Raw genomic sequence first — 23,808 nt, forward strand, 5'->3', positions numbered from 1 at the left:
GAACCTCCACGCGACAGGCGGTGGGCGCCGCCGGACAGGGGCGACGCCGCCGTGTCCGCCGGTGTTCCCGGACGTGGCCGTTGGTCGTTCAGGCCAGCGGATCCCCCGAACCGCGGTGCAGCGCCACTCGTACGAGCGCGGAGGCGAGCACCGGGAGCCGGGCGGGCGGCACGAGATCGGCCAGCCGGGCGGCCTCGTCCGGGAGACCGACCTTCCGCGCCCCGGCCAGCGCCTTGGCGTCGAAGAACGGGGCGAGCGCGGTCCACACACCCTGCGCCTCGCGGGCGAAGATCGCAGCACCCGTGGGGCCGATCCCCGGAAACTCCTGCAGCAGCCGGAGGATCTCGCGGGGTGACGCGCTCGCATCGCGCAGGCGCCGCAGGTCGCCGTCGTAGCGCTCCAGCAGCAGGTCCGCGCCGTCGGCGAGCATCGTGGCCGTGCGCTCGTCGTAGCGGCGGTAGCCACCGCGGCCCAGGGCGGCGATGCGCGCACGCCGCGGTGCCGCCCGCATGGCTGACGGCGTGCGGAACCCGGCGGCGAAGAGTTCCCTCGCGGTGGCGACGGCCGCCGGCGCCCCGATCCGCGCGGAGAGCAGGTTCGCGAGAACCAGCAGCTGGTAGAGGGGAGCGGGGGTGTTCGCCAGCTCGATCCCGGCCTCCTGCGCGTAGGTCCGGTCGAAGCGCTCCAGCAGCAGCGCCACCGTCTCCTCGTGCGAACGGCTCATGGGAATGCCTCCGTGTCCTGCCCGGCGCAGCGGGTCTTTCGGGTCCTTGCCCCATGGTAATTAGACTGATGATGTGTGCGGCCCGGTGGATCCCGCCGGGGAGCGGCGCACGACCACGGTCTCAACGACAAGGAGCGTCACGGTGGCAGACAACGAGAACCTCGAGAACGAGAACGTCGAGAAGGTCCGGAAGATCATCAAGGGCACGCGCATCGCGATGCTCACCCACCAGGACGAGGACGGACACCTCGTGTCCCGGCCGATGGCCACGCAGGAGGTCGACTTCGACGGCACCGTGCGCTTCATCGCCGAGCGCGCGTCAGACCAGGGCCTCGCCATCCAGAAGAACCCCGAGGTGAACGTCGCCTACTCCGGCAGCGGCTCGTGGGTCTCGCTGTGCGGCACCGCGCGCATCGTCAACGATCCCGACAAGCTGCGCGAGCTGTGGAGCTCGTTCACCGACTCGTGGCTCGAGGGCGGGCCCGAGAACCCGAACAACGTGCTCATCGAGATCGACGCACACACCGCCGAGTACTGGGACACCCCGGGCGGCAGCAAGATCACCCAGGTCGCCAACCTCCTCAAGACCCGGGTGACGGGCGAGACCGTCGAGGGCGACAGCGGCGTCGTCAACCTCTGACCCACCCGTCCCACACCTCGGGGCCGCATCCGTGTCACACGGGTGCGGCCCCGTGGCACGTCCTGGGGCCTCGCGTCCAAAGACGGACGCCCGAGAGCCTTCCGCCCGGAGCCGGGGGCCCGACGCCACAGCTCGGAAACGCACGGCCGACGCCGTCACCTCAGAGGCGCACGTCCGGCGCGTCGGTGGTGGTGGGCAGCCCGGCCTCGGTCCACGCGTCGAAGCCGCCGATCACGTCCGTGGCGCGGGACAGCCCCATCTGGCGCAGGTTCCAGGCCGCGAGGGAGGTCGAGTACCCGTGGCGGCACACCAGGATCCAGCGCTGCTCCGCTGACACGGCCTCCGGGATCGACCACGCGAAGTCCGGGTCCAGGCGCCACGGCAGCACGGTCAGGTCGATGACGAGCGAGCCGGGGATGTGCGGGCCGCCCCGCCGGTGCGTCTCGGTGCGCACGTCCACGATGACCGCGCCGTCGCGCTGCTCGCGCAGGGCCTGCTGCGGTGTCAGACGGTCGAGGTCCGCGCGCACCCGTTCGAGGAAGCGCACGGAGCGGGGTTCGGTGGGGGAGGGGAGACCGGGCATGGGCCCAGGCTACGACCCGCGTCCGGGCGGGACGGCCGTTGCCCGGAAGCATGACTCACCGGAAGCCGGATCCGCGGACGTGCCGCTACGATCGTGTGGTGCCCCCCACACAGATCTTCTCGGTCATCATTCCTACACTGCAGCGTGCCCGGGAGCTGCCCGATCTCGTGGCGCTGTGCGCCGCGCACCCCGCGGTGCGGGAAGAGCTCGTGATCAACAACCATCCCTCACCGCTGGTGTTCGAGCAGGAAAACGTGCGGGTGCTCCAGCAGGAGCGCAACATCTTCGTGAACCCCGCCTGGAACCTGGGGGCGCGGGAAGCCGTGGCGGATCACCTGGCCATCATCAACGACGACGTGCTCTTCGATCCGGTGGTCCTGGACATCGCCGCCGAGTTCGTGGTGAAGCCACGGCACGGCATCCTGGCGCTGGAGGGGACGTTCCTCAACCGGGAACGGGCCACGCGACCGCGGTTGCGCATCGCGGGCAGCAATTTGATCGGCAACAGCTTCGGCATGTTCATGTGCCTGCGCAAGGAGAACTACGTGCCGATCCCCGAGGAGCTGAAGGTGTGGGGCGGGGACGACTGGCTGTTCTTCCACCAGCCGTGGCCCAACTGGGCTCTCATGGGTCCGCTGGTGCGCAGCGAGGTGAGCGTCACCAGCTCGGCGGGAGAGTTCCAGAGAATGCTGGAGGCGGAGGGCACCCGGGCCAAGGAGCTCGTGCGGCAGATGTACGGCAGCCGGTGGTGGCGTCGTAGTGGAAGGTGGAGACGACCCGGCCGCGGGGCACCGTGTTGGCATCCCCCTCGAGCGGGTAGCGGTAGGTGACTTTGAGCGTGGAGTCGTCCACTCGCTCCACCTTCGGCTCGAAGCCGAAGTGGGTGGCAGACGCGGTGCCCAGGTAGAAGCCGTTGGAGAACAGCAGGATGGCCTCGGGCGAGGACGTGGTGCCGCCGGCGGCCACCACGGAGATCCAGGAGAGGCCGACGCACCCGTTGTAGGTGGAGGTGTCCGCGGAGTCGATGGCCCATCCGGGGTTGTTCGGCTCGTCCGGGCCGAACGGCGGCGGGAGCAGGGAGGCCGCCGTCCGCAGGGCGACGTCGGGAGAGTCGTTGGGGCAGTCGACGGAGGCGGCCTGCGACGCGGAGGCCGGGGCGGACGCGGTCGCCGGTCCTGCGAGACCCCCGGTCAGCAGGAGGGCTCCCGCTGCGGCGGCGGTGGTGCGGGTGGAAAGACGGGTGAGGCGTCCCATGATGTGACTCCTTGGCGGTTTCCGTACGGCCGTCGGTGTGACGACCTGTCTCCACCATGGGGTCTCGATGCTCGGTGTGCAATGGCAAACCGGCGGACAGCCCGCCGTCGGGGGCTTGCGATGAGTCGGAGTCTCAAAGTTTCCCCAGGTCAGGGGCATGCTGAGACTCGATGTCACGGATCCGGAACGGACCGGTGCCTCACGGGGGCAGCGGTCAGTACGACCGCCCAGCCACCGCTGTCCGCACGACCGAGCACTGTGTGTCGTCAGCGCGGACAGCGGTGGTGAGCGCCACGGCGGCGTCGCCTCAGCCGATGCCGGGAGGCCACTCGCCGGCGTGGTCGATCGACTGGGTCGACTCGTTCCAGGTGTAGGTGGACACGGCGCGACCGCTTGCTTCAGCGTTGCTCTCCCCATCCTTGTTGTAGGTGTAGGTCACCTGGATCGAGGAGTCGGAGAGGCGGACCGTTGCCGGGTGGAAACCGATGGCCTCGGACGTGGTGGTGCCCAGGTAGTCGCCGTAGTGGAACAGCATCTGCTGCCTGGGGGAGGAACCGGTGCCGCCGCCCGACAGCGTCACCCAGGACAGCGCGGCGCAAGGGTCGTAGGTGCTGAGGGAATCCACGGACCAGTCCGAGGAGTTGACGATTCCCTTCACCTTCCCGATGTTCGCGTCCACCGCACTCTGGGCCGAGTCCGTACCGCACGAACCGGACGGCTCCGGAGTCTTCGACGCGTGTTGCTTGCCCACTGCCTCACCCGCAGGGGAGGCCATCTCGGTCTGGCGATCCGTCACCTGGGGCTTCGGGCTGGAGTCCTGTGTGCTCTCCGGGGCAGCCGACGCCGCGTTGGACCGGATCCCGGAGGTGGGAGCGTTCTCGATGACCGACGTCGTGGACATGGAGTGCGGTTCCTCTGCCGACTGCGAGCCGCACGCGGTGAGACCGCCGAGCGCGAGCGCGAGGAGCGCGGTGGTGGCTGCGGCGCAGCGTGACGGGCTCATGGTGGGCCTCTCGAAGACGTCAGGACCCCGGTGTGGCGCGGGATCTGCCCGGTGTGGCGGGCACGATTTAACTTAAGCACCAAAAGTATGCAAATGGATGCATCTATGCCGTGTCGGCCCCCGGATTCCTCCGTGTGTCAGTGCGCGGATGGCTCGGGACCGGTGTGGAGGGGGATCGCCGCGGGCCGTAGTCTGGGCGTGCGCGTGACAGCGCGCCGTCGGAGACCTTCAACGAGGAGCAGACCCCATGACGCAGCCCATCCCGGATCCCAACCCGCTCGACGATCCCGAGGTGCAGGACGAGATCCTGGGCAAGGACGAGTTCGCCGAGACCTCGGGTGACGAGGACGACGCCTGGGAGGAGGACGACGCCGCCTGGGGCCAGGACAACGACCCCCTGAAGCACCCCGAGGACGCGGACGCCCGCCAGCTCGCCGACGACGAGGACCTGATGGTCGAACCGGGCGGCGACCCGGAGCTCTCCGACCCCGAGGTCGGTGCGATGATCGACGACCCCGAGGCGGACGAAGAGGTCAACGAGTCCCTCGAGGACGCCGGCTACGACAGCTCGGACCCGCTCGAGACCGAGGACTGACGGGCGCCCTGCGGCGCGCGGGCGGCGTCGTCGGCCCGGCAGGTCGTCGAGCCGCGCCGCGGCCGGTGGGGGAGGACGGTGCGGCGCCGCCCGGCCCCGGCCGGGACACAGATGGTGCACAACCGTGTCCCCGCCAGGGTCTATTCTTTTCGCATGTCTCGATTCAGCCCGCTGGAGTGGCCGGTCATCCGCCAGCTCCGCTCGGGGGACCGCACCGGCCGCAGCTCGGCGGTGCAGTCCCAGCACACCAGGGAGATCACTGCCCGCACCGCCACGGCGGACCGTGTGGTGCAGAGCATCTGCCCCTACTGCGCCGTCGGCTGCGGCCAGAAGGTCTACGTCAAGGACGAGAAGGTCATCCAGATCGAGGGCGATCCGGACTCCCCGATCTCCCGCGGTCGGCTGTGCCCCAAGGGCTCCGCGAGCGAGCAGCTCGTGAACTCCCCGGGCCGCCAGACCCAGGTGCTCTACAGGGCCCCGGGCGCCGCCGAGTGGCAGCCCCTGGACCGTGACACCGCGATCGACATGATCGCGGACCGCTTCCTCGAGTCCCGACGCCGCGGCTGGCAGGACACGGACGAGGAGGGCCGTCCGCTGCGCCGCACCATGGGCATTGCGTCCCTGGGCGGCGCCACGCTGGACAACGAGGAGAACTACCTCATCAAGAAGCTGTTCACCGCCGCGGGCGCCGTGCAGATCGAGAACCAGGCCCGGATTTGACACTCCGCCACGGTTCCCAGTCTGGGAACCTCGTTCGGCCGCGGTGGCGCCACGCAGTCACTGCAGGACATGGCCAATGCGGACTGCATCGTGATCCAGGGCTCCAACATGGCCGAGTGCCACCCCGTGGGCTTCCAGTGGGTCACGGAGGCCAAGGCGCGCGGTGCCCGGGTCATCCACGTGGACCCGCGGTTCACGCGCACCTCCGCGGTGGCGGACAAGCACCTGCCCATCCGTGCGGGCTCGGACATCGTGCTGCTCGGTGCGCTCATCAACTACGTGCTCAGCAACAACCTGTGGTTCCACGACTACGTGCTCGTGTACACCAACGCGTCCAATCTGATCAGTGAGGACTTCGAGGACGCCGAGGACCTGGACGGCATCTTCTCCGGCTACGACGAGGAGAGCGGCTCCTACCGCCTGAAGTCGTGGGCCTACCAGACGGTGGACACGGACGCGGAGGGCTCGGACGACGCCGCCGAGGGCCGCGGCGTCATCAACCACGGATCCGGCGGGCGGGGCGAGAGCGAGCACGCCCAGGGCGGCAAGCAGCGTGCCGAGGCCGGTGGCGACAAGTTCGGCAGCGGCGGCGCGCCCGTGGGCGGCGGCACACCGGTGCGGGACGAGACGCTGCAGCACCCCCGCAGCGTGTTCCAGATCCTCAAGCGCCACTACGCCCGCTACACCCCGGAGATGGTGCGAGAGGCGTGCGGCATCTCGGTGGACGACTTCGAGTACCTGGCGCGCTCCATCACCGAGAACTCCGGTCGCGAGCGCACCACGTGCTTCGCCTACGCGGTGGGCTGGACCCAGCACACGCTCGGCGCCCAGTTCATCCGCACGGCGTCCATCCTGCAGCTGCTGCTGGGGAACATGGGACGCCCGGGCGGCGGCATCATGGCGCTGCGCGGTCACGCGACCATCCAGGGCTCCACGGACATCCCCACGCTGTTCAACCTGCTGCCGGGATACCTGCCCATGCCGTCGGTGACCATGGGGAACTCCACCGAGTACGTGGACAGCATCCGCACCACGAGCCAGAAGGGCTACTGGGCGAACGCCGAGGCCTACACGGTCAACCTGCTCAAGGCGTGGTGGGGTGACGCCGCCACCGCGGAGAACGACTGGGCCTACGACTACATCCCCCGGATCAACGGGGCGCACGGCACGTACCAGACGCTGATGTCCATGCTGAAGGACGAGGTGGAGGGCTACTTCCTGCTGGGCCAGAACCCGGCGGTGGGCTCCGCGAACGGCCGGATGCAGCGCCTGGGCATGTCCCACCTGAAGTGGCTCGTGGTGCGGGACCTCAACATGATCGAGTCCGCCACGTGGTGGAAGGACGGTCCGGAGATCGCCTCCGGTGAGCTGAAGACCGAGGACATCGACACCGAGGTCTTCTTCATGCCCGCGGCCACGCACGTGGAGAAGTCCGGCTCCTTCACGCAGACGCAGCGGCTCGTGCAGTGGCGCCACCAGGCGGTGGCCCCGCCGGGTGACGCGCAAAGCGAGCTGGAGTTCTTCTTCGAGCTCGGCAAGCGGCTGCGCGAGCGCCTCGCGGACTCCACGGACCCGCGGGACCGCCCGTTGCTGGACCTCACGTGGGACTACCCGCTGGACGAGCAGGGCGAGGTGGACCCGGTCTCGGTGCTCGCCGAGATCAACGGCCGCTTCGAGTCGGGTGAGCGGGCCGGAGAGCCGCTCGAGAACTACAACCAGATGACCACGGACGGCAGCACGTCCGGCGGCTGCTGGATCTACACGGGGATCTACGCGGACCGCGTGAACCGCGCGGCCATGCGCGTCCCCGGGTGGCAGCAGGACGAGATCGCGTCCGAGTGGGCGTGGGCGTGGCCCGCCAACCGGCGGATCCTCTACAACCGCGCCTCTGCGGATCCGGAGGGCAGGCCCTGGAGCGAGCGCAAGAAGCTCGTGTGGTGGGATCCCGAGAAGAAGTCGTGGACGGGCAAGGACAATCCGGACTTCCCCCTGGACCGTGAGCCCGGCAGCACGCCGGACCCGCAGCAGGGCGGCCCGGCCGCGCTGGCCGGTGACGACCCGTTCATCATGCAGGCGGACGGCAAGGGGTGGCTCTTCGCGCCCAAGGGCATGCTGGACGGGCCCCTGCCCACGCACTACGAGCCGCAGGAATCCCCCGTGGAGAATCCGCTCTACGCGCAGCAGCAGAACCCCACCCGGATCATGTTCCCGCGGGAGGACAACCTCTCGGCGGCCAGTGGCGATGCGCCGGGCACGGACGTCTACCCGTTCATGTTCACCACCTACCGCCTGACCGAGCACCACACCGCCGGTGGCATGAGCCGGTGGCTGCCGTACCTCTCCGAGCTGCAGCCCGAGATGTTCTGCGAGATCTCCCCGGAGCTCGCGGAGCTCAAGGGGCTGGAGCCGTACGGCTGGGCCACGATCATCTCGCCGCGCTCGGCCATCGAGGTCAAGGTCCTGGTGACGGACCGCATGACGCCGCTGACCGTGGCGGGCAAGACCATCCACCAGATCGGCCTGCCGTACCACTGGGGTGCCGGCACGGATGCGGTGGTCACCGGTGACGGTGCCAACGACCTGCTGGGCATCACGCTGGACCCCAACGTGCAGATCCAGAACTTCAAGACGGGTTCGTGCGACATCGTCCCGGGCCGGCGGCCGCGAGGTGCGCAGCGCAACGAGCTGGTGCACGAGTACCAGCGGCGCGCGGGCCTCACGGTGCGCACCGGCATGGAACGGATCACGGACCCGGAACGCGAGCTGAACGACGATCCGCTGCGAGCACGCAGCAGCGGGGACACCGCGGGGCGCTCCACGGCATACCGCCCGCAGAGCACCGCGAGTGACCAGGAAGAAGACACGTGAGCACGGACCGCATGACGCCCACCTCGACCTTCTCGAACGACACCTACTGGGAGCACTCCCACCCCCGGCGGGGCTTCTTCACGGACACGTCCATCTGCATCGGCTGCAAGGCCTGCGAGGTGGCGTGCAAGGAGTGGAACCGCAACCCGGCGGACTCGGACTACGAGATCCTGGGTTCCTCCTACGACAACACCGGCGGCCTGGGCGCGGACACGTGGCGCCACGTCGCGTTCATCGAGCAGTCCCAGGAGCGCATCGAGCAGGCCCGCGAGTCCGGGCGTGCCCTCGTGAACCTGGGGATGCCGCGCGTGGGTCCGCCGCCCTCGGCAACTCTCGCCGCGGCGTCACCGTCCGGGGGAGGCTGCGCGTGCGGTTCGGCGGCTCCGGCCGGCCCCGCTGGTGGCGACTGTGCGTGCGGTGCGGCCGAGCCCGCCGACGACGCCGCCGGGCTCGGGTGCGCGTGCTCCGCGCCCTTCGGTGCGGCACCCTCACAGGCCGCCCCCGCGGGCGGTTGCGGTTCCTCCGGCGGCTGCGGCTGCTCCTCGGGACCGGCACCCGCCGACGCCACGGGAGCGACGGACGGCTCCCCGGTGCTGGACACCCCCGACTTCCGGTGGCTCATGTCCTCGGACGTGTGCAAGCACTGCACCCACGCCGGCTGCCTGGACGTGTGCCCCACGGGTGCACTCTTCCGCACGGAGTTCGGCACCGTGGTGGTGCAGGAGGACATCTGCAACGGCTGCGGAACATGCGTGGCGGGGTGCCCGTTCGGCGTGATCGAGCGTCGAAACGACGGTCTCGTGGAGCCCAAGACGCAGCGGGGCGCCCCGCCCATGCCGGACACCGTAAAGGTGCCGCAGGACGGCATCGCCCAGAAGTGCACGCTGTGCTACGACCGCATGAAGAACGACCAGACGCCCGCGTGTGCGCAGGCCTGCCCCACCACGTCCATCAAGTACGGGGAGCGGGAGACCATGCTCGAGTCCGCGCAGCAGCGCGTGGCGCAGCTGCACGAGCAGGGCCGGACCGAGGCACGGCTCTACGGCGCCAACCCCAAGGACGGCGTGGGCGGCACGGGCTCCATCTTCCTGCTGCTCGACGAGCCGGAGGTCTACGGTCTTCCGCCGGACCCGCGCGTGCCGACGGCGGACCTGCCGCGCATGTACAAGCGCGCGGGGGTGGCTGTCCTGGGGATGCTGGCGCTCGGCGTCGCGGCGTTCACGGCGGGTGATCGCGCATGAGCATCTCGCCCTACGACAGCTACCGCCCGCCGGAGGAGCCGCGCCGCAGGCGCCGTCGCAAGAACCGCGCACCCGGCGGCGGGGCGTTCCGCCGCGGGGGAGGGGACGGTTCCCGCGAGGTCGCCATGGTGCCGGAGCCGGAGTTCACCTCCTACTACGGCCGTCCCATCGTCAAGGCCCCGCCGTGGGACTCGAAGATCGCCACGTACCTCTTCCTGGGCGGGCTCTCCGGGGGCTCCGCGATCCTCGCGCTGGGCGGCTACCTGACCGACCGCCCCACGATGCGACGCAACGCCCGGCTGGCGGCGCTGACCGCGGCGGGCCTGGGCGGGATCGCCCTCGTCGCGGACCTCGGCCGACCCGAGCGCTTCCTGCACATGATGCGCACGTTCAAGCCCACCTCGCCCATGAGCATGGGCTCGTGGGTGCTCGCCTCCTTCTCCACGAACGCGGGCGTGGCCGCCGCCGTGGAGGTGGACCGCGTGACGGGCGAACGCCTGCCGCTGGGTCCGCTGCGGCCCGTGCTGCACGCGCTGGAGCTGCCCACGAGCGTCGCGGCCGGTCTGCTCGGCGCCCCGATGGCCACCTACACGGCCATGCTGCTCAGCGACACCTCCGTGCCCACGTGGCACGAGATGCACGGGCACCTGGCGTTCGTGTTCGCGAGCTCGGCCTCGCTCGCCTCGGGAGGGCTGGTCATGCTGACCACGCCGGTCGAGGAAACGGGCCCGGCTCGGTTCTTCGCCATCGCGGGGGTGGCCGGAGAGCTCACGGCCATGCACGTCATGAAGAACGCGATGGACCCCGTCACGGTGGAACCGCTCGAGCAGGGCAAGCCCGGCGAGTGGCTCGAGTGGAGCGAACGGCTGTCCGTGGTGGGCGGTCTCGGCGCGCTGCTCGGGGGACGACGCCGCTGGGTCGCCGTGCTCTCGGGCGCCGCCCTCGTGGCGTCCTCCGCGCTGACCCGCTTCGGCGTGTTCTGGGCCGGCAAGGAGTCGGTGAAGGACCCCAAGTACACTGTGATCCCGCAACGCAACCGGCTCAACAAGCGCCGCGCCGCGGGCATCACCGACGACTCGATCACCACGGGACCCCGCTGATCCGCGTGGAGCTCAGCGCACCGTGACGAGTGTCTCCGTGTCTGCCGGCAGCGCGGTGGTCTCGCCGATCACCGGGTAGCCGGGGACCTCCCCGACCACCAGCAGACCGCCCGAGGTCTGGGCGTCCGCGAGCAGCAGGAGCATGTCCTCGGAGATGCCGGGTCCGGCGGCGAGGTGCGGGCGCACCCAGTCCAGGTTGCGTCGTGTGCCACCGGAGACAAAGCCGTCCCGCAGGGCCTCTCCGGCACCGGCCACGAGGGGCACCGCGGCGGCGTCGACGGCTGCACCCACGCCGGAGGCGCGGCACATCTTGTAGAGGTGGCCGAGCAGCCCGAAGCCGGTGACGTCCGTGGCGGCCTCGACCCCTGCCGCCAGCGCGGCCTGGGAGGCGTCCCTGTTCAGGCTCGTCATGGTCTCCACGGCGGCTTCGGACACCTCGCCCGTGGCCTTGTGGCGGTTGTTCAGCAGTCCCACGCCGATCGGCTTGGTGAGGGTGATCGGCAGCCCCGGGCGGGCGGCGTCGTTGCGCATCAGCCGCTGGGGATCCGCCGTGCCCGTGACCGCCATGCCGTACGTGGGCTCGGGGGCGTCGATCGAGTGCCCGCCGATCACCGGGCAGCCCGCCTGCGAGGCGACGTCCAGCCCGCCCTGCAGCACCTCGGACATCAGCTCCATGGGCAGCAGCTCCCGCGGCCAGCCCACCAGGTTGATGGCGACCACCGGGGTGCCGCCCATGGCGTAGACGTCCGAGAGGGCGTTGGCCGCGGCGATCCGGCCCCAGTCGTAGGCGCTGTCCACCACGGGGGTGAAGAAGTCCGCGGTCGAGAGCACCGCGAGGTCGGGGCGCACGAGGACCGCGGCGGCGTCGTCGCCGTCGTCGAGGCCCACCAGGACGTCCGGTGCGTCCTGGCCGGTGAGGCCGCGCACGGCGTCCTCGAGCTCGCCCGGCGGGATCTTGCAGGCGCAGCCCCCACCGTGCGCGTAGTCGGTGAGGCGACCCACGCCGGGGAACCTCTCTGCCTGGCCGCCAGGGGTGGTGGAACCGGGTGCTGCGGTGCGATCAGTCATGGCGCCAGTCTAGGAACGGGCACCGACAGCCTGCTGACCGGGGCCTTCCGGCGCGGTGATACATTCACTGGCGGAGGCGTACGTGTCCTGGTGGGCGCCCCGGTCTTCAAAACCGGTGAGACCGAGCAGCTCGGTCTGGCGGGTTCGATTCCCGTCCGCCTCCGCCAACCACTCGCGCGGTGGTTCCCCGGCGCCGAGGTCCACACCGCTCTCCAGGAGATCCGAGGAGCACCGTGACCACTGAGGACCCCCGCCGCCGGATTCCCCGCACCGACCGGGTGCTCGCGGACCCCGCCGTGCACGCGGCGGGCGCCGGGCTCTCGGACGCGACGGTGCGCGGCGTCGTCGGCGCCGCCCAGCAGCGGGCGCGCGCAGGGGAGATCGCCCCCGAAGCCGTGGTCGACGCCGTCGTCGCCGAGCTCGCCGGGCGCGGCGCGAGTTCCCTGACACCCGTGCTCAACGCCACGGGCGTGGTCGTGCACACCAACCTGGGCAGGGCGCCGCTCTCCGACGCCGCGCGGCAGGCCCTGCGGGACGCCTCCGGCTACGTGGACGTGGAGCTGGACCTGGCCACCGGGCAGCGCTCGAAGCGCGGTGTCGCCGCACGGGAGGCACTGTTGGAGGCCTGCCCCGCGGCCGAGGACGCCCTGGTGGTCAACAACGGGGCGGGCGCGCTCGTGCTCGCCACGACCGCGCTGGCCGCGGGCCGCGAGGTGGTGATCAGCCGCGGCCAGTTCGTGGAGATCGGGGCGGGGTTCCGGCTCTCGGACCTCATGGAGTCCACCGGCGCCCGGCTGCGCGAGGTGGGAACCACCAACCGCACGCACCTCGCGGACTACCGCGACGCCATCGGCCCGGACACCGGATGCCTGCTCGCCGTGCACCCCAGCAACTTCCGCGTGGCCGGCTTCACCTCCTCGGTGCCCCTGGGCGAGTTGCGGTCGCTCGCGGACGAGCACCGGATCCCGCTGGTCGTGGACGTGGGCAGCGGCCTGCTCACCCCGGACCCCGTGCTGCCGGACGAGCCGAGCCTCTCGGAGGCGCTGGAGGCCGGCGCGGACGCCGTGATCGCGAGCGGTGACAAGCTCTTCGGCGGACCGCAGGCCGGACTGCTGCTGGGGCGCGCGGAGATCATCGAGCGCCTGGCGACGTTCCCCCTCGCCCGAGCGGTGCGCGCGGACAAGCTGACCCTCGCCGCGCTGGAAGCGACGCTGCGCGGTGGGCCATCACCCGTGGCCCGAGCCCTCCACACGGACCCGGAAAAGTTGCGGGAGCGTGCGGAGGCGCTCGCGGCCGCCGTGGGCGCGGACGTCGTGCCGCACGACGGGCGTGTGGGCGGCGGGGGCGCCCCCGGGGTGCCGTTGCCGGGCTGGGCCGTGCGCCTGCCGGAGGCCACAGCACGTGCGCTGCGCCTCGGCTCACCCGCCGTGCTGCCGCGCGTGCACGACGGCGCGTGCCTAGTGGACCTGCGCTGCGTTCCGCAGAGCCAGGACGACGTGCTGCTCGACGCCGTGCGCCGCGCGCTGGAGGGGACACGCTGATGCACGTGGTGGCGACTGCCGGGCACGTGGACCACGGCAAGAGCACCCTCGTGCGCGCCCTCACCGGCATCGAGCCGGACCGCTGGGACGAGGAGAAGAAGCGCGGGCTGACCATCGACCTCGGCTTCGCGTGGACCGAGCTGCCGTCCGGGACGCACGTGGCGTTCGTGGACGTCCCCGGGCACGAGCGGTTCCTCGGGAACATGCTCGCCGGGGTGGGTCCCGCGCCGGTCGTGTGCTTCGTGGTGGCCGCGGACAAGGGCTGGCAGGCCCAGTCCGGCGACCACCGGGACGCCGTGGCCGCGCTGGGCATCACGGACGGACTCATCGTGGTGACCAAGGCGGACCGTGCTCGGGAACGGGTGGACGCCGTCGTCGCCCAGGCCCGCGCGGAACTCGCCGGGACGGGGCTCGCGGCGGCACCCGCCGTCGTCGTCTCCGCGCAGGAGGGGACGGGGCTCGACGAGTTCCGCGCCGCGCTCGACGTCGTCCTGGCCCGGGTCCGAGCGCCTGATCCGTCGGCGCGGGTCCGGCTGTGGATCGACCGCGCGTTCACCATTTCCGGCGCGGGGACCGTGGTCACGGGCACGCTCACCGCGGGCACCCTGCGCGTGGGCGACCGCATGGTCTTGCGCGGCCCCGCGGGGGAGCGGGAGGTCACGGTGCGCTCGCTGCAGAGCCAGAACACGTCCGTGCGGGAGATCGGACCCACGAACAGGGTGGCCGTGAACCTGCGCGGCCTTGACAAGGACACGATCCACCGCGGGGACGTCCTGCTCACTCCGGGCGCGTGGCCCACCACGGACTGCGTGGAGGTGCGGCGCGACCGCGGGGCCGCCTTCACGGAGGTCCCGGAGGACGTCGTCGTGCACGCCGGGACCGCCGGTGCGGGCGCTCACCTGCGGCCGCTCGGGGAGGACCACGCGCGGCTGCAGCTCGAGCACCCGCTCACTCTCGTGCCCGGGGACCGGCTGGTGCTGCGCTACCCCGGGGCGCGGGTGGTCGTGGGCGGGGCGCGCGTGCTGGACGTAGACCCGCCCCGGCTGGAGCGCCGCGGTGCCGCCGCGCGGGAGGCGGAGCGCCTCGCGGCCGTGCCGGAAACCGGCGATCCGGTGGCGGAGACCGTGAAGCGCGGTGCCATTCCCGAGGCACGGCTACGCCTGCTGGGGTGGGACACGTCCGCCGTTCCCGCGGGCGCCCCGGTGCACGCGGCGGACGGGTGGTGGATCCACGAGCCCGCCATGGACCGCTGGGCCGCTCAGCTCAGGAAAGCCGCGGAGACACTGCACGCGCGCGAGCCCCTCGCGCCGGGGCTCTCACGGGGCGCGGCGGCGACGACGCTCGGTGACCCCGGTGCGAAGGTGCTGCCCGCTGTGATCGCGCGGGCCGGTCTCGAGGAGCGCGACGGCCACCTCACCGTTCCGGGCCGCGGTGGCGGTCTCGGCGCGGCGGAGGCTGCGATCGCGGAGCTCGAGTCGAGGCTGCGCGCCAAGCCCTTCGCGGCGCCCGAGGCCTACGAACTGGACGCCCTGGGGCTCGGACCGCGCGAACTCGCCGCGGCGCTACGGCTAGGCAGGCTGCTGCGCCTGCCGGGCGACGTCGTGCTGCTGCCCACCGCGCCCGCCCTCGCCATGCGCGAACTGGCCCGGTTGCCACAGCCGTTCACCACCAGCCAGGCCCGCCAGGCGTGGGGAACCACGCGGCGCGTTGCCATCCCCCTGCTCGAACACCTGGACTCCAAGGGCTGGACGCGCCGCGAGGACGGCAGCAACCGCAGCATCGTGCGCTGAGGCCCCGATCCGGGCTGCACCGCCAGCTCGTCCTCGACGCGCGATGTGCTGCGAGTTCCGGGGCTACGGTCGGCGTGGACCGCGCCCGGCCGTTGGGTCAGCTCCGGGGTTGACCCCGGGGTTTGCTGCTCGGAGTGCGCGCCGTGAGCGAAACCCCCTGACCGCGGTGCAGCGCCGCGGCTACCGTCGAGGACACGAACAACCCGGACGACACGAAGGAGCAACCATGACCGAGACCCCGGCTCATGATCCCCAGGGCCAGGACGCCCAGCCCCCGCTCGAGAACGGCACCCCGGACGGCAGCGCACCCCAGGACGCGACGGCCCGCAGCGGTGCTGCCCAGGACGGCGGGGCCCAGGGCGAGACGATCGGTGCGACCGGGGACGCCCAGGACTCCACTCTCGAGAAGGACCCCTCGGAGTGGGTCAGTGGTGACGAGCCCATGACCCCGGCGCAGAAGTCATACCTGGACACCCTCGCCAAGCAGGCGGGTGAGGAACTGCCGGCGGACCTGACCAAGGCGGAGGCCTCCGAGCACATCGAGCGGCTCAAGGGCACCTCGAACTAGCACGAACCCCATCCCGTGGGCCGCCCCCAGCTGTCTCCCGGCAGCAGGGGGCGGCCCACGGGTGCTTCTGGGCGGCGTTCCCCGCAACGGGCGGCGGCTTTGGCCGCACCAGGGGTGCGCAGTAGATTGACCGGCGTGCCCCACGAAACAGAACCCAGGCTGAAGACCACCCTCGTCGGTTCGGGGGAGCACCGCGTGGTGTTCCTGCACGGGCTCTTCGGCCGTGGCAAGAACTTCACGAACGTGGCCAAGGGCTTGCAGCCCGAGTTCAGCTGCCTGCTCGTGGACCTCCCCAACCACGGGGACTCCGCCTGGACCGAGACCTTCGGGTACGCCGCGATGGCGGACACCGTGGCCGAGGAGCTGCGCTCGGGCTTCGCCGCGGAGGGGCCCGTGGACGTCGTCGGGCACTCCATGGGCGGGAAGGTCGCCATGATCCTCGCGCTGCGCCACCCGGAGATCGTGCGGCGTCTCGTGGTCGTGGACATCGCCCCCGTGGACACCCGCGAGTCGGACAAGGACTCGCCCCGCGGCAACTTCGAGCACCTCCTGGGGGCGCTCTCCCGCCTGGACCTGCGCGGGATGACCCACCGGTCCCAGGCGGACGCCGCGCTACGGGACCAGATCCCCGAGGACCAGGTGCGCGGCTTCCTGCTGCAGAACCTGCGCCACCGTGACGGCTCGTTCACGTGGCAGCCGAACCTCGCCCTGCTGCACGGGAACCTCGAGGCCGTGGGCGCCTGGCCCACGGGCGATGTCGCCGGGTGCACCTTCACGGGACCCGTCCTGTGGATCGCGGGTGAGCACTCCGCGTACATCCAGGACGAGGACGCCCCCGTGATGCGTTCCCTGTTCCCGCGCACCGTGCGCATCACCATCCGCGGCGCAAGCCACTGGGTGCACGCGGACCGGCCCCGCGAGTTCATCGACGCCCTGCGCACCTTCCTGCTCGGCGACCGCTGACGGTGGCCGGGGCACGGCCCGCCGAGGGCACCACCACCCAGGGCGTGCTGCTGGTGCTTGCCGCCGCGTTCGTGACCCAGACGGGTGCGGCCATAGCGGTGGGCCTCTTCGAGGACGTCGGCGCAGCGGGGGCGGTGTTCCTGCGACTGGCCATGGCCGCGGTGGTGCTGTGCGCCGTCGTCCGCCCCTCCCTGGCTCGTCTGACCCGCCGCGACCTGGGCGTGGTGCTCGCGTTCGGGGTGAGCCTGGGCGGGATGAACATGCTCATCTACCAGGCCATCGACCGGCTGCCGCTCGGGGTGGCCGTGACCATCGAGCTGCTCGGTCCGCTCGTGCTCTCCGTGGTGCTCTCGCGGCGGCTCAGCGGGGTGCTGTGGGCCGGCCTCGCGCTCGCCGGGGTGCTGCTGCTCAGCGGCGTGGGACCGGGAACGGGCGTCCCGGACTTGGTGGGCGTGCTCTTCGCCCTCGGCGCCGCGTCCATGTGGGTGCTCTACATCCTGATGTCCCGCCAGGCCGGGCGCTCGTTCCCCGGCATCCATGGGCTTGCGCTCGCCATGGTCGTGGGCACGGTGGTCGCGGCGCCGTTCGGCATCGTCAGCGGGGGAGCCGGGCTGCTGGAACCGCGGGTGCTGCTGATCGGTCTCGCGGTCGCGCTGATGTCCTCCGCCCTTCCCTACGCGCTGGAGCTCGCGGCGCTGCGGCGCCTGGCCGCGGAGACGTTCTCCATCCTGCTGAGCACGGCCCCCGCGGTCGCCGCGCTGGTGGGCTGGCTGCTGCTGGGACAGGCACTGGGGCCCCTCGAACTGGCGGGCATGGCACTTGTGATCCTCGCGAGTGCCGCCGCGGTTCGCACCGGCCGCGCGCCGTCGAAGGGGCCGACGCCGCCCGCCGCCTGATGGGGACTGGCCCGGGGAGCGGCACCTAGCATGGAGCCATGGGCTTCTCGCGCGCCGACCTCGAATCTTTCCGCGACCGCACCGTCCCGGACCTGCTGCCGGACCCGCTGAGGCTGCTGTTCGTGGGGATCAACCCCGGGCTGTGGACGGCCGCCACGGGGGCGCACTTCGCCCGCCCGGGAAACCGCTTCTACCCGGCCCTGCACCGGGCCGGAATCACGGAGACCCTGGTGGACGCCGCGGACGGCTACGATCCGGCGGACCTCGCGCAGCTCACCGAGCGCGGGATCGGGATCAGCAACGTGTGCCCGCGGGCCACGGCGCGGGCGGACGAGCTCACCCGCGACGAGCTCCACGAGGGTGCTGAGCGGCTGGACCGGCTGATCCGGGAGCGGAGGCCCGCGGTGGTCGCGGTGCTGGGCATCACCGCGTACCGCTCCGCATTCGACCGCCCGAAAGCCACCACCGGCCGCCAGGAGTCGCCCTGGCCGGGCACGGAGCTGTTCGTGGCGCCGAACCCCAGCGGGCTCAACGCGCACTCCTCGCTGGACGACCTCGTGCGGACCTACCGGGAGATCGCGCGCGCCGCTGGCATCGTGTCGACGCCGCGTGGGTGACCGTCACCCGCCACCGCTGTCTGTCACGCACCGTGGGTGTCCCACACGATCCTGCGCGGCGGGCCATGACGAGTCCTGCGCGGTGAACGGTGACAACCCCGCACGGTACGGGCGCATCACCGGACCGGCCGGGCCTCCCCGAGGGCGAATACCCGCAGCCCGGCCTGCGGATCGTCGCCGATTCCCTCACCGCGGGCGAAGCCCGCCCACGCCCGCCGCAGCCGGGCACCGTCGTCGAGCACCTGCGACCACGAGTGACCGTCGACGAGCGGGGTGCGCTGCCAGACACCGTCCCCGGGGAAGAGCAGCGGCAGCTCCGAGATGTGCGCGGCGGCCGCCGGACTGCGGCCCACGCCCCACGAGAACTCGTAGCGCGCCCCCGCGCCGCCGGCCGCGGCATGGCGGTGAGCGAAGCGGACAGCGCCCGCCCCGTAGATCCGTCGGGTGAACGGCCGGATCAGGGCCCGCTCGATCCAGTGGGCGGAGCGGCGCCGCTGCATCCACCGCAGCAGGGTCGGAATCCGGGCCGTGAACAGCGCTGCCTCCCGTGCGGTGTTGCCCACGAGAACCTCCACGTCCTGGGCGGTCTCCCGCCACCGCGCGTCCAGCTCCGCTTCCGGGGGCAGCGGTGCGTGTCCGTACTGCAGTCCGAACGGCATCTGTCCCTTGAGCCCGAACCGCACGGCCGCTCGGGCGACACGCTCCTGCACCGCCCCCACCTCGGACAGCGTGGCGTCCCGTGAGAGGCTCCTCGCCGTGGCGGACATGACGGAGTTCATGCGGGCGCGCCCGGGGAGCAGGCCGAACGGCGCGCTCTGGATGATTGCGCGGCTGAACAGGCCGCAGGCTCCGTCCGCGATCATCAGGTGCGCCACGGCGTCGCCACCCGCGGACTGGCCAAAGGCCGTGACGTTGCCGGGATCCCCGCCCAACGCGGCAATGTTCTCCCGCACCCACCGCAGGGCGGCGATCATGTCCAGCAGTCCCAGGTTCGCGGGGATGGTCACCCCATCCCCGAGGAATCCGAGCAGGCCGAGACGGTAGGTCACGCTCACGACCACCACGCGCTGCTCGGCCACGAGCGCCGCGGGGTCGTAGAACGGGGCGTCCCCGCCGCCGGAGGCGTACGAGCCGCCGTGGATCCACACCATCACGGGCAGCTCGGCGTTCGGTGGGGTGCCCGCGGGAACCGTCACCGACACGCGCAGGCAGTCCTCGTCCTGCGGCAGGTCACCCAGGGTGCTGCCCACGATGTCGTCGAGGAACGGCATGGGCGGCTGCGGGCACGCCGGGGACGGATGCGTGGCGTCGATCTCCGCGGTGGAGGGCGCCAGCGGTCGTGGGGCCTCGTAGCGACCCGCGGTCGCGTAGCAGATTCCCGTGGCGCGGTCCACGAGACCGTCGTGGCGTCCCACGACGACGCCGCACGGCGCCTCCCAGCGCGGCGCCGAGGGGTCAGCGTGCCCACCAGCGTCTGGCAGCGGCTCAGCCACGACTCTCGGACCCGCCCGCTGAGTCGTCCAGGTTCAGGGTCATGCCGATGGTCCTGGGCGAGGGGTCCTCGAAACCATGTTTGGCGTACAGGGGCTGGCCGGGGCGGTCCGCCATGAGGCTCACGTAGGCACCGGGGGGAGCGTCCCGGCGAATCCGGTCCAGCAGGTGCTGCAGGACGGCGCTGCCGATTCCCTGCCCCTGGTGCTCGGGCGGCACGGCCATGTCGATCACGTGGAAGTACCATCCGCCGTCGCCGATCACCCGGCCCATCCCCACGGTGGCTCCCGTGGCGTCGTGCCGCACACGGACGGCCGCCCACGCGCCGTCGATCCCGGCCCTGGCCTGCTCCTCGTTCTTGGGGCTCAGGCCGGTCTCCCGGCGCAGGCTCACGTACTCGGGGACGGTGGGCGGGCCGTCCAGCAGGGTGTATCCGGCGGGTGTGTGGGTCATGGTGCCATCCTGGCGCACCGGACCGACACGCAGAAGAGCCTCGGCGGAGGCCGGCACCTCGGCACCCGCGCCAGGGCGGACGGGCGCGCACGACCGGCGCGCCCCTATGCTGGACCGGGCGCGGGACGGGCAGGACGGACGGGAGAGCACGCAGTGACGTTTGAGGCGGAGGTCGTTTTCGATCTCGTGGACCTGCTCGGAGTGGTCACGAACGGCATCCTGGGCGGAGTGGTCGCCCGGCAGCTGCGCATGGACCTGGTGGGGTTCACCGTGCTCGCGATCCTCTCCGGCCTGGGCGGCGGCATCCTGCGCGACACCCTGCTGCAGCAGGGCTTCCCGGTGGCCCTGACCAACCCGGCGTACCTCACGTGCTCGCTCCTGGGCGCGGTCCTCGCCTACTTCCTGGTGTTCGGCAGCCGGTGGACGTTCCGCGCGCTGTTCCTCGCCGACTGCCTCTCCGTGGGGTGCTGGGCGGCAACGGGCACCGTGAAGGCCCTCGGCGCCGGGCTGGCATGGCCCCCGGCGGCCCTGCTGGGTGTCGTCACGGCGGTGGGCGGCGGCATGATCCGCGACGTCTCGGTCGGCCGGCTGCCCGCGATCTTCGGCGGCAACACCCTCTACGCGACCAGTGCGGTGCTCGCGAGCGGCCTCATGGCGCTGCTGGCCGGCCTGGGTCACCCGACCTGGGGCATGGCCGGGGCCATCGTGGTGAGCGCGGTGGTCAGCGTCCCCGCTCGGCGCTTCTGCTGGCGGCTGCCCGGCCCCGCGAACCTGAGCCCGAGCACCCTGCGCAAGCTGCGGCGTCGTCCTCGCCAGGGACGGCACGAGAAGCGCGGCTGAGATCGGGGCGACGACGCCGCGGTGGTCTACCTGACCAGCGACTTCCAGCGCAGTGCAGGTTGTTCGACGACCTTCCACGAGACCCAGGCGAGCGGCAGGGTCAGGGCCAGGCTGGCCGCGCAGTAGCCCCAGTAGCCGAGCGCCGTGTTCAGGCCCAGGGCCACCAGGAGCTGCTGGGCCGGGAACGCGTAGATGTAGGTGCCGTAGGAGATGTCATTGCGTGCACCGATCCGGACCGGCAGCACCGCGCCGAGCCACAGCAGGCCGTACGCGCGGGGAAACGCGGCCGCGAACCAGCCCCAGGGAACGGGCCACGACTGGGCGAAGTGCGTGATGACGAGCGCCGGGACGCCGAGCCACCAGCGCAGCGGCACACGGGTACGGGCCGCCCAGAGCACCATGCCTGCCAGGAAGAAGCCCGCCAGCCGGAAGCCCTGGTAGGCCTTGGTGGTCGTGAGGTCCACGGGCCCCTCGGAGACGATCTGCAGGAGCGCGACGAGGGCGAACAGCAGCAGGAGCCAGGGGAGCGGGCGGCGTCGGACGCGGGGAACGGTGAGGGCGAGGCCCGTGAGGACGTACACGGCGGCCTCGTACCACAGCGTCCACAGCGAGCCGTTCCACACCCCGGGGAACGGCACGCCCGTGAGCAGGTGCTGGATGTCCCACTGCGTGACGTAGAGGGTCGCGTTTGCCACGACGTAGGCTAGGGCACTCGTGGGCACGTAGGTTTCACCGCTGACGAGGGAGCTCAAGGGTGCTGTCACCGCCGCCGTAACGGCCAGTGACACCCAGAACGCCGGGTAGAGCCGCAGCACCCGACGCCACAGGAACGCCCGCAGGGAGAGCCGCATGCGCGAACCGGCGATCAGGTAGCCGGAAATCGCGAAGAAACCGTTGACCGCCGTGCCGCTCGCGCTCTGCCACGCGCTCTCGGGAAAGCCGCCCACCGGAACCGAGTGGCCGAGGATCACGGCCGCGGCGAGCAGCAGCCGGAGGAAGTTCAGGGCGTTGGCGTGAGCGTCCAGCCGCCACCCGAGGACACGAGGAACTGCTGGGCGGGGAACGTCCGACGGCGCGACGGGGGGGGCGGGCCACCGGGCAAGAGTATCCGGTGATGTGGGTGCATTGGGGGACAGCTCTTGGCCGCCCGGCACATGACGTGCGACGACGCCGCCCACTCCCGTCCGGGGTCGCCCACCTTTCGGTCGCCACCGCACCCCGCCACTACCCTGGAACGCATGGCCCTCCCCAAGATCGTGCTCTTCTACGTCTTCACCCCGCTCGCCGATCCGGAGGCCGTGAAGCTGTGGCAGCGCACCCTGGCGGAGCGCTGCGGGGTGACCGGGCGCATCATCGTCTCGGAGCAGGGCATCAACGCGACCGTGGGCGGGGACATCCAGGATGTGAAGGCCTACGTGCGGGGTCTGAGGGAGTACGGACCGTTCAAGGACGCGGACGTCAAGTGGTCGGACGGCGCGGGGGAGGACTTCCCCCGGCTGAGCGTGAAGGTCCGCCCGGAGCTCGTCACCTTCGACGCGCCGGACCGGATCACCGTGACCGGGAACGGCGTGGCCGGCGGCGGGACGCACGTGACACCGCGCGAGGTGCACGAGCTCGTGGAGCAGCGCGGCGAGGAGGTCGTCTTCTTCGACGGCCGCAATGAGCTGGAGGCGGGGATCGGACGGTTCCGCGGCGCCGTCGTCCCCCGCACGCAGACCACGCGGGACTTCGTCGCGGACCTGGACTCCGGTGCCTACGACCACCTCAAGGACAAGGCGCTGGTCACCTACTGCACCGGTGGCGTGCGCTGCGAGGTGCTGAGCGTGCTGCTGAAGAACCGCGGGTTTCGGGACGTGTACCAGCTGGACGGTGGCATCGTGCGCTACGGCGAGCAGTACGGGGACGCCGGTCTGTGGGACGGCTCCCTCTACGTGTTCGACAAGCGCATGCACGTTGAGTTCTCACCGCACGCGCAGTCCCTGGGGCGCTGCGCCGAGTGCGGCGACGCGACCCCTCGCTACGTGAATTGCTCAGACCCGCAGTGCCGCCGCCTGTTCCTGTGCTGCGAGCGCTGCACGCAGACGGGGACGCGCACCCGGTGCCCCGACTGCGTGCCGGTGACCGGGAACTAGCCCACCACCGCCCGACTTCCCAGGAGCTCCCATGGACAACCCCGAGCAGACCGTCACCGGCGCCACGGTGACCGCTCTGCACACCGGCGCGGTGCGCAGGCAGCACTGGGACGGCCGCGAATTCGAGACCGGCGCGGAGAAGACGCCGTGCGGCGGGAGGGTCTTCCTCAGCGGTACCGGATTCATCGGGGACGAGCAGGGCGACCTCACGAACCACGGCGGTCCGGACAAGGCCGTGTGCTGCTACCCCGCGGAGAACTACGACGCCTGGCAGCGTGAGGGGCGCGACCTCCACGCCGGCGCGTTCTCGGAGAACCTGACGCTGCGTGGCGCCACCGAGGGCCTCGTGGCCCTGGGGGACGTGTTCCAGGTGGGCACGGCGATCGTGCAGGTCACCCAGCCGCGCACGCCCTGCAACACCCTCTCCCGGCGCTGGTCGGACTGGGAGCTGCCGCGCGAGATGGAGCGGACCGCCCGCACCGGCTTCTATCTGCGCGTGCTGCGAGAGGGCCACGTGACGGTGGGGGACGCCTTCGAGTTCGTGAGTCGACCCTCGGGCGCGGTGCCCGTGGCCGACGTCGTGCGCATCATGGCCGCGGGCGTTGCGGACCGGGACGCCCTGCGGGGCCTGACGCGCGCCCCGGAGTTTCCGGAGCGGTGGCGCCGCCAGATCCTGCGCAGGCTGGGCGAGGACACGCTGCTCTGAGCGGGGACGACGACG

At 71.7% G+C, this 23,808-nt stretch carries 22 protein-coding genes, 1 tRNA gene and 1 pseudogene; 16 read left to right on the forward strand and 8 right to left on the reverse strand.

All coding sequences use genetic code 11. From position 1 onward, the window contains the following. Nucleotides 1-88: 88 nt before the first annotated feature. Nucleotides 89-724 carry an endonuclease gene (locus KVA01_RS10270; protein ID WP_141270126.1) on the reverse strand — a complete coding sequence of 212 codons (636 nt, stop codon included), beginning with the start codon at nt 722-724 and terminating at the stop codon, nt 89-91. 142 nt (nt 725-866) lie between these two features. Here KVA01_RS10270 and KVA01_RS10275 point away from each other — a divergent pair, with 142 nt between their 5' ends. Next, complete coding sequence (locus tag KVA01_RS10275) at nt 867-1,364, forward strand: pyridoxamine 5'-phosphate oxidase family protein (RefSeq protein WP_141270128.1); 498 nt, start codon at nt 867-869, stop codon at nt 1,362-1,364. A 160-nt stretch (nt 1,365-1,524) separates the two neighbouring features. Here the strand turns inward: KVA01_RS10275 and KVA01_RS10280 are convergent, their stop codons facing one another. Then, nucleotides 1,525-1,947: a rhodanese-like domain-containing protein gene (locus tag KVA01_RS10280; protein ID WP_068468842.1), complete on the reverse strand. Its 423-nt coding sequence runs from the start codon at nt 1,945-1,947 to the stop codon at nt 1,525-1,527. 98 nt (nt 1,948-2,045) lie between these two features. Between KVA01_RS10280 and KVA01_RS10285 the strand changes: the two genes are divergently transcribed. Next, the gene (locus KVA01_RS10285) at nt 2,046-2,777 is read left to right on the forward strand and encodes a glycosyltransferase (protein ID WP_141270130.1); all 732 of its coding nucleotides are present in this window, start codon (nt 2,046-2,048) and stop codon (nt 2,775-2,777) included. Here KVA01_RS10285 and KVA01_RS13245 read toward each other — a convergent pair. Then, nucleotides 2,761-3,618 (reverse strand): annotated as a pseudogene (locus KVA01_RS13245) (LppP/LprE family lipoprotein); the annotation flags it as partial. The gene KVA01_RS10285 and the pseudogene KVA01_RS13245 sit on opposite strands and share 17 nt — an antisense overlap. Further along, nucleotides 3,509-4,204 (reverse strand): LppP/LprE family lipoprotein, encoded by a 696-nt coding sequence (locus KVA01_RS10295; RefSeq protein ID WP_082810308.1) that lies wholly within the window; start codon nt 4,202-4,204, stop codon nt 3,509-3,511. The pseudogene KVA01_RS13245 and the gene KVA01_RS10295, both read right to left, overlap by 110 nt. Nucleotides 4,205-4,451: 247 nt before the next feature. Here KVA01_RS10295 and KVA01_RS10300 point away from each other — a divergent pair, with 247 nt between their 5' ends. The 4 genes from KVA01_RS10300 (at nt 4,452) to nrfD (ending at nt 10,728) form a co-directional block, all read left to right on the forward strand. Next, the gene (locus KVA01_RS10300; RefSeq protein WP_068468851.1) at nt 4,452-4,799 is read left to right on the forward strand and encodes a hypothetical protein; all 348 of its coding nucleotides are present in this window, start codon (nt 4,452-4,454) and stop codon (nt 4,797-4,799) included. A gap of 153 nt (nt 4,800-4,952) precedes the next feature. Further along, nucleotides 4,953-8,387 carry a formate dehydrogenase gene (fdh, locus tag KVA01_RS10310; protein ID WP_231860621.1) on the forward strand — a complete coding sequence of 1,145 codons (3,435 nt, stop codon included), beginning with the start codon at nt 4,953-4,955 and terminating at the stop codon, nt 8,385-8,387. Continuing rightward, complete coding sequence (locus KVA01_RS10315) at nt 8,384-9,628, forward strand: 4Fe-4S dicluster domain-containing protein (protein WP_141270134.1); 1,245 nt, start codon at nt 8,384-8,386, stop codon at nt 9,626-9,628. The genes fdh and KVA01_RS10315 overlap by 4 nt, the downstream gene beginning before the upstream one ends. After that, nucleotides 9,625-10,728, forward strand: coding sequence for an NrfD/PsrC family molybdoenzyme membrane anchor subunit (gene nrfD, locus KVA01_RS10320; RefSeq protein ID WP_068468857.1), 1,104 nt, complete (start codon nt 9,625-9,627; stop codon nt 10,726-10,728). Before KVA01_RS10315 ends, nrfD begins: the two co-directional genes overlap by 4 nt. A gap of 12 nt (nt 10,729-10,740) precedes the next feature. Here the strand turns inward: nrfD and selD are convergent, their stop codons facing one another. Beyond that, a complete protein-coding gene (gene selD / locus KVA01_RS10325; protein ID WP_068468859.1) occupies nt 10,741-11,796 on the reverse strand; it encodes a selenide, water dikinase SelD in 1,056 nt (351 codons plus the stop codon). A gap of 72 nt (nt 11,797-11,868) precedes the next feature. On the opposite strand from selD, the gene KVA01_RS10330 reads away from it, so the two are divergent. The 7 genes from KVA01_RS10330 to KVA01_RS10360 all read left to right on the forward strand — a co-directional run bounded on the left by KVA01_RS10330 (nt 11,869) and on the right by KVA01_RS10360 (nt 18,171). Beyond that, a tRNA-Sec gene (locus KVA01_RS10330) sits at nt 11,869-11,963 on the forward strand. Between the two features lie 66 nt (nt 11,964-12,029). Beyond that, complete coding sequence (selA, locus tag KVA01_RS10335) at nt 12,030-13,337, forward strand: L-seryl-tRNA(Sec) selenium transferase (protein ID WP_141270136.1); 1,308 nt, start codon at nt 12,030-12,032, stop codon at nt 13,335-13,337. Further along, nucleotides 13,337-15,127: a selenocysteine-specific translation elongation factor gene (gene selB, locus KVA01_RS10340; protein ID WP_141270138.1), complete on the forward strand. Its 1,791-nt coding sequence runs from the start codon at nt 13,337-13,339 to the stop codon at nt 15,125-15,127. The genes selA and selB overlap by 1 nt, the downstream gene beginning before the upstream one ends. Nucleotides 15,128-15,494: 367 nt before the next feature. Further along, the gene (locus KVA01_RS13015; RefSeq protein ID WP_068468893.1) at nt 15,495-15,695 is read left to right on the forward strand and encodes a DUF3072 domain-containing protein; all 201 of its coding nucleotides are present in this window, start codon (nt 15,495-15,497) and stop codon (nt 15,693-15,695) included. A gap of 135 nt (nt 15,696-15,830) precedes the next feature. Next, nucleotides 15,831-16,658 (forward strand): alpha/beta fold hydrolase, encoded by an 828-nt coding sequence (locus KVA01_RS10350; protein WP_068468867.1) that lies wholly within the window; start codon nt 15,831-15,833, stop codon nt 16,656-16,658. Between the two features lie 2 nt (nt 16,659-16,660). Next, nucleotides 16,661-17,554: an EamA family transporter gene (locus KVA01_RS10355; RefSeq protein WP_233438846.1), complete on the forward strand. Its 894-nt coding sequence runs from the start codon at nt 16,661-16,663 to the stop codon at nt 17,552-17,554. A gap of 38 nt (nt 17,555-17,592) precedes the next feature. Next, nucleotides 17,593-18,171: a mismatch-specific DNA-glycosylase gene (locus KVA01_RS10360; protein WP_141270142.1), complete on the forward strand. Its 579-nt coding sequence runs from the start codon at nt 17,593-17,595 to the stop codon at nt 18,169-18,171. 116 nt (nt 18,172-18,287) lie between these two features. Here the strand turns inward: KVA01_RS10360 and KVA01_RS10365 are convergent, their stop codons facing one another. Continuing rightward, a complete protein-coding gene (locus KVA01_RS10365; protein ID WP_307723027.1) occupies nt 18,288-19,664 on the reverse strand; it encodes a carboxylesterase family protein in 1,377 nt (458 codons plus the stop codon). Next, entirely contained in the window at nt 19,657-20,115 is a 459-nt protein-coding gene (locus tag KVA01_RS10370; protein WP_141270144.1) for a GNAT family N-acetyltransferase, read from the reverse strand. The genes KVA01_RS10365 and KVA01_RS10370 overlap by 8 nt, the downstream gene beginning before the upstream one ends. Nucleotides 20,116-20,268: 153 nt before the next feature. Here KVA01_RS10370 and KVA01_RS10375 point away from each other — a divergent pair, with 153 nt between their 5' ends. Next, complete coding sequence (locus KVA01_RS10375) at nt 20,269-20,955, forward strand: trimeric intracellular cation channel family protein (RefSeq protein ID WP_141270146.1); 687 nt, start codon at nt 20,269-20,271, stop codon at nt 20,953-20,955. Nucleotides 20,956-20,981: 26 nt separating this feature from the next. Here KVA01_RS10375 and KVA01_RS10380 read toward each other — a convergent pair whose 3' ends face one another. Beyond that, entirely contained in the window at nt 20,982-22,172 is a 1,191-nt protein-coding gene (locus KVA01_RS10380; RefSeq protein WP_307723028.1) for an acyltransferase family protein, read from the reverse strand. Nucleotides 22,173-22,193: 21 nt separating this feature from the next. Here KVA01_RS10380 and trhO point away from each other — a divergent pair, with 21 nt between their 5' ends. Together trhO and KVA01_RS10390 are read left to right on the forward strand one after the other, a co-directional pair. Then, the gene (trhO, locus tag KVA01_RS10385) at nt 22,194-23,087 is read left to right on the forward strand and encodes an oxygen-dependent tRNA uridine(34) hydroxylase TrhO (RefSeq protein ID WP_068468878.1); all 894 of its coding nucleotides are present in this window, start codon (nt 22,194-22,196) and stop codon (nt 23,085-23,087) included. A 31-nt stretch (nt 23,088-23,118) separates the two neighbouring features. Next, a complete protein-coding gene (locus KVA01_RS10390; protein WP_068468880.1) occupies nt 23,119-23,793 on the forward strand; it encodes an MOSC domain-containing protein in 675 nt (224 codons plus the stop codon). The last annotated feature ends 15 nt before the right edge of the window (nt 23,794-23,808 follow it).

The organism is Kocuria varians, from assembly GCF_006539885.1.
Lineage (GTDB): Bacteria > Actinomycetota > Actinomycetes > Actinomycetales > Micrococcaceae > Kocuria > Kocuria varians.

Excerpts from the sequence above, each read along its gene's own strand:
- KVA01_RS10280 (WP_068468842.1), bottom strand. The coding sequence starts at position 1,947 with ATGCCCGGTCTCCCCTCCCCCACCGAACCCCGCTCCGTGCGCTTCCTC.
- nrfD (WP_068468857.1), top strand. The coding sequence starts at position 9,625 with ATGAGCATCTCGCCCTACGACAGCTACCGCCCGCCGGAGGAGCCGCGC.
- trhO (WP_068468878.1), top strand. The coding sequence starts at position 22,194 with ATGGCCCTCCCCAAGATCGTGCTCTTCTACGTCTTCACCCCGCTCGCC.
- selD (WP_068468859.1), bottom strand. The coding sequence starts at position 11,796 with ATGACTGATCGCACCGCAGCACCCGGTTCCACCACCCCTGGCGGCCAG.
- KVA01_RS10390 (WP_068468880.1), top strand. The coding sequence starts at position 23,119 with ATGGACAACCCCGAGCAGACCGTCACCGGCGCCACGGTGACCGCTCTG.
- KVA01_RS10300 (WP_068468851.1), top strand. The coding sequence starts at position 4,452 with ATGACGCAGCCCATCCCGGATCCCAACCCGCTCGACGATCCCGAGGTG.
- selB (WP_141270138.1), top strand. The coding sequence starts at position 13,337 with ATGCACGTGGTGGCGACTGCCGGGCACGTGGACCACGGCAAGAGCACC.
- KVA01_RS10295 (WP_082810308.1), bottom strand. The coding sequence starts at position 4,204 with ATGAGCCCGTCACGCTGCGCCGCAGCCACCACCGCGCTCCTCGCGCTC.
- KVA01_RS10270 (WP_141270126.1), bottom strand. The coding sequence starts at position 724 with ATGAGCCGTTCGCACGAGGAGACGGTGGCGCTGCTGCTGGAGCGCTTC.
- KVA01_RS10360 (WP_141270142.1), top strand. The coding sequence starts at position 17,593 with ATGGGCTTCTCGCGCGCCGACCTCGAATCTTTCCGCGACCGCACCGTC.
- KVA01_RS10370 (WP_141270144.1), bottom strand. The coding sequence starts at position 20,115 with ATGACCCACACACCCGCCGGATACACCCTGCTGGACGGCCCGCCCACC.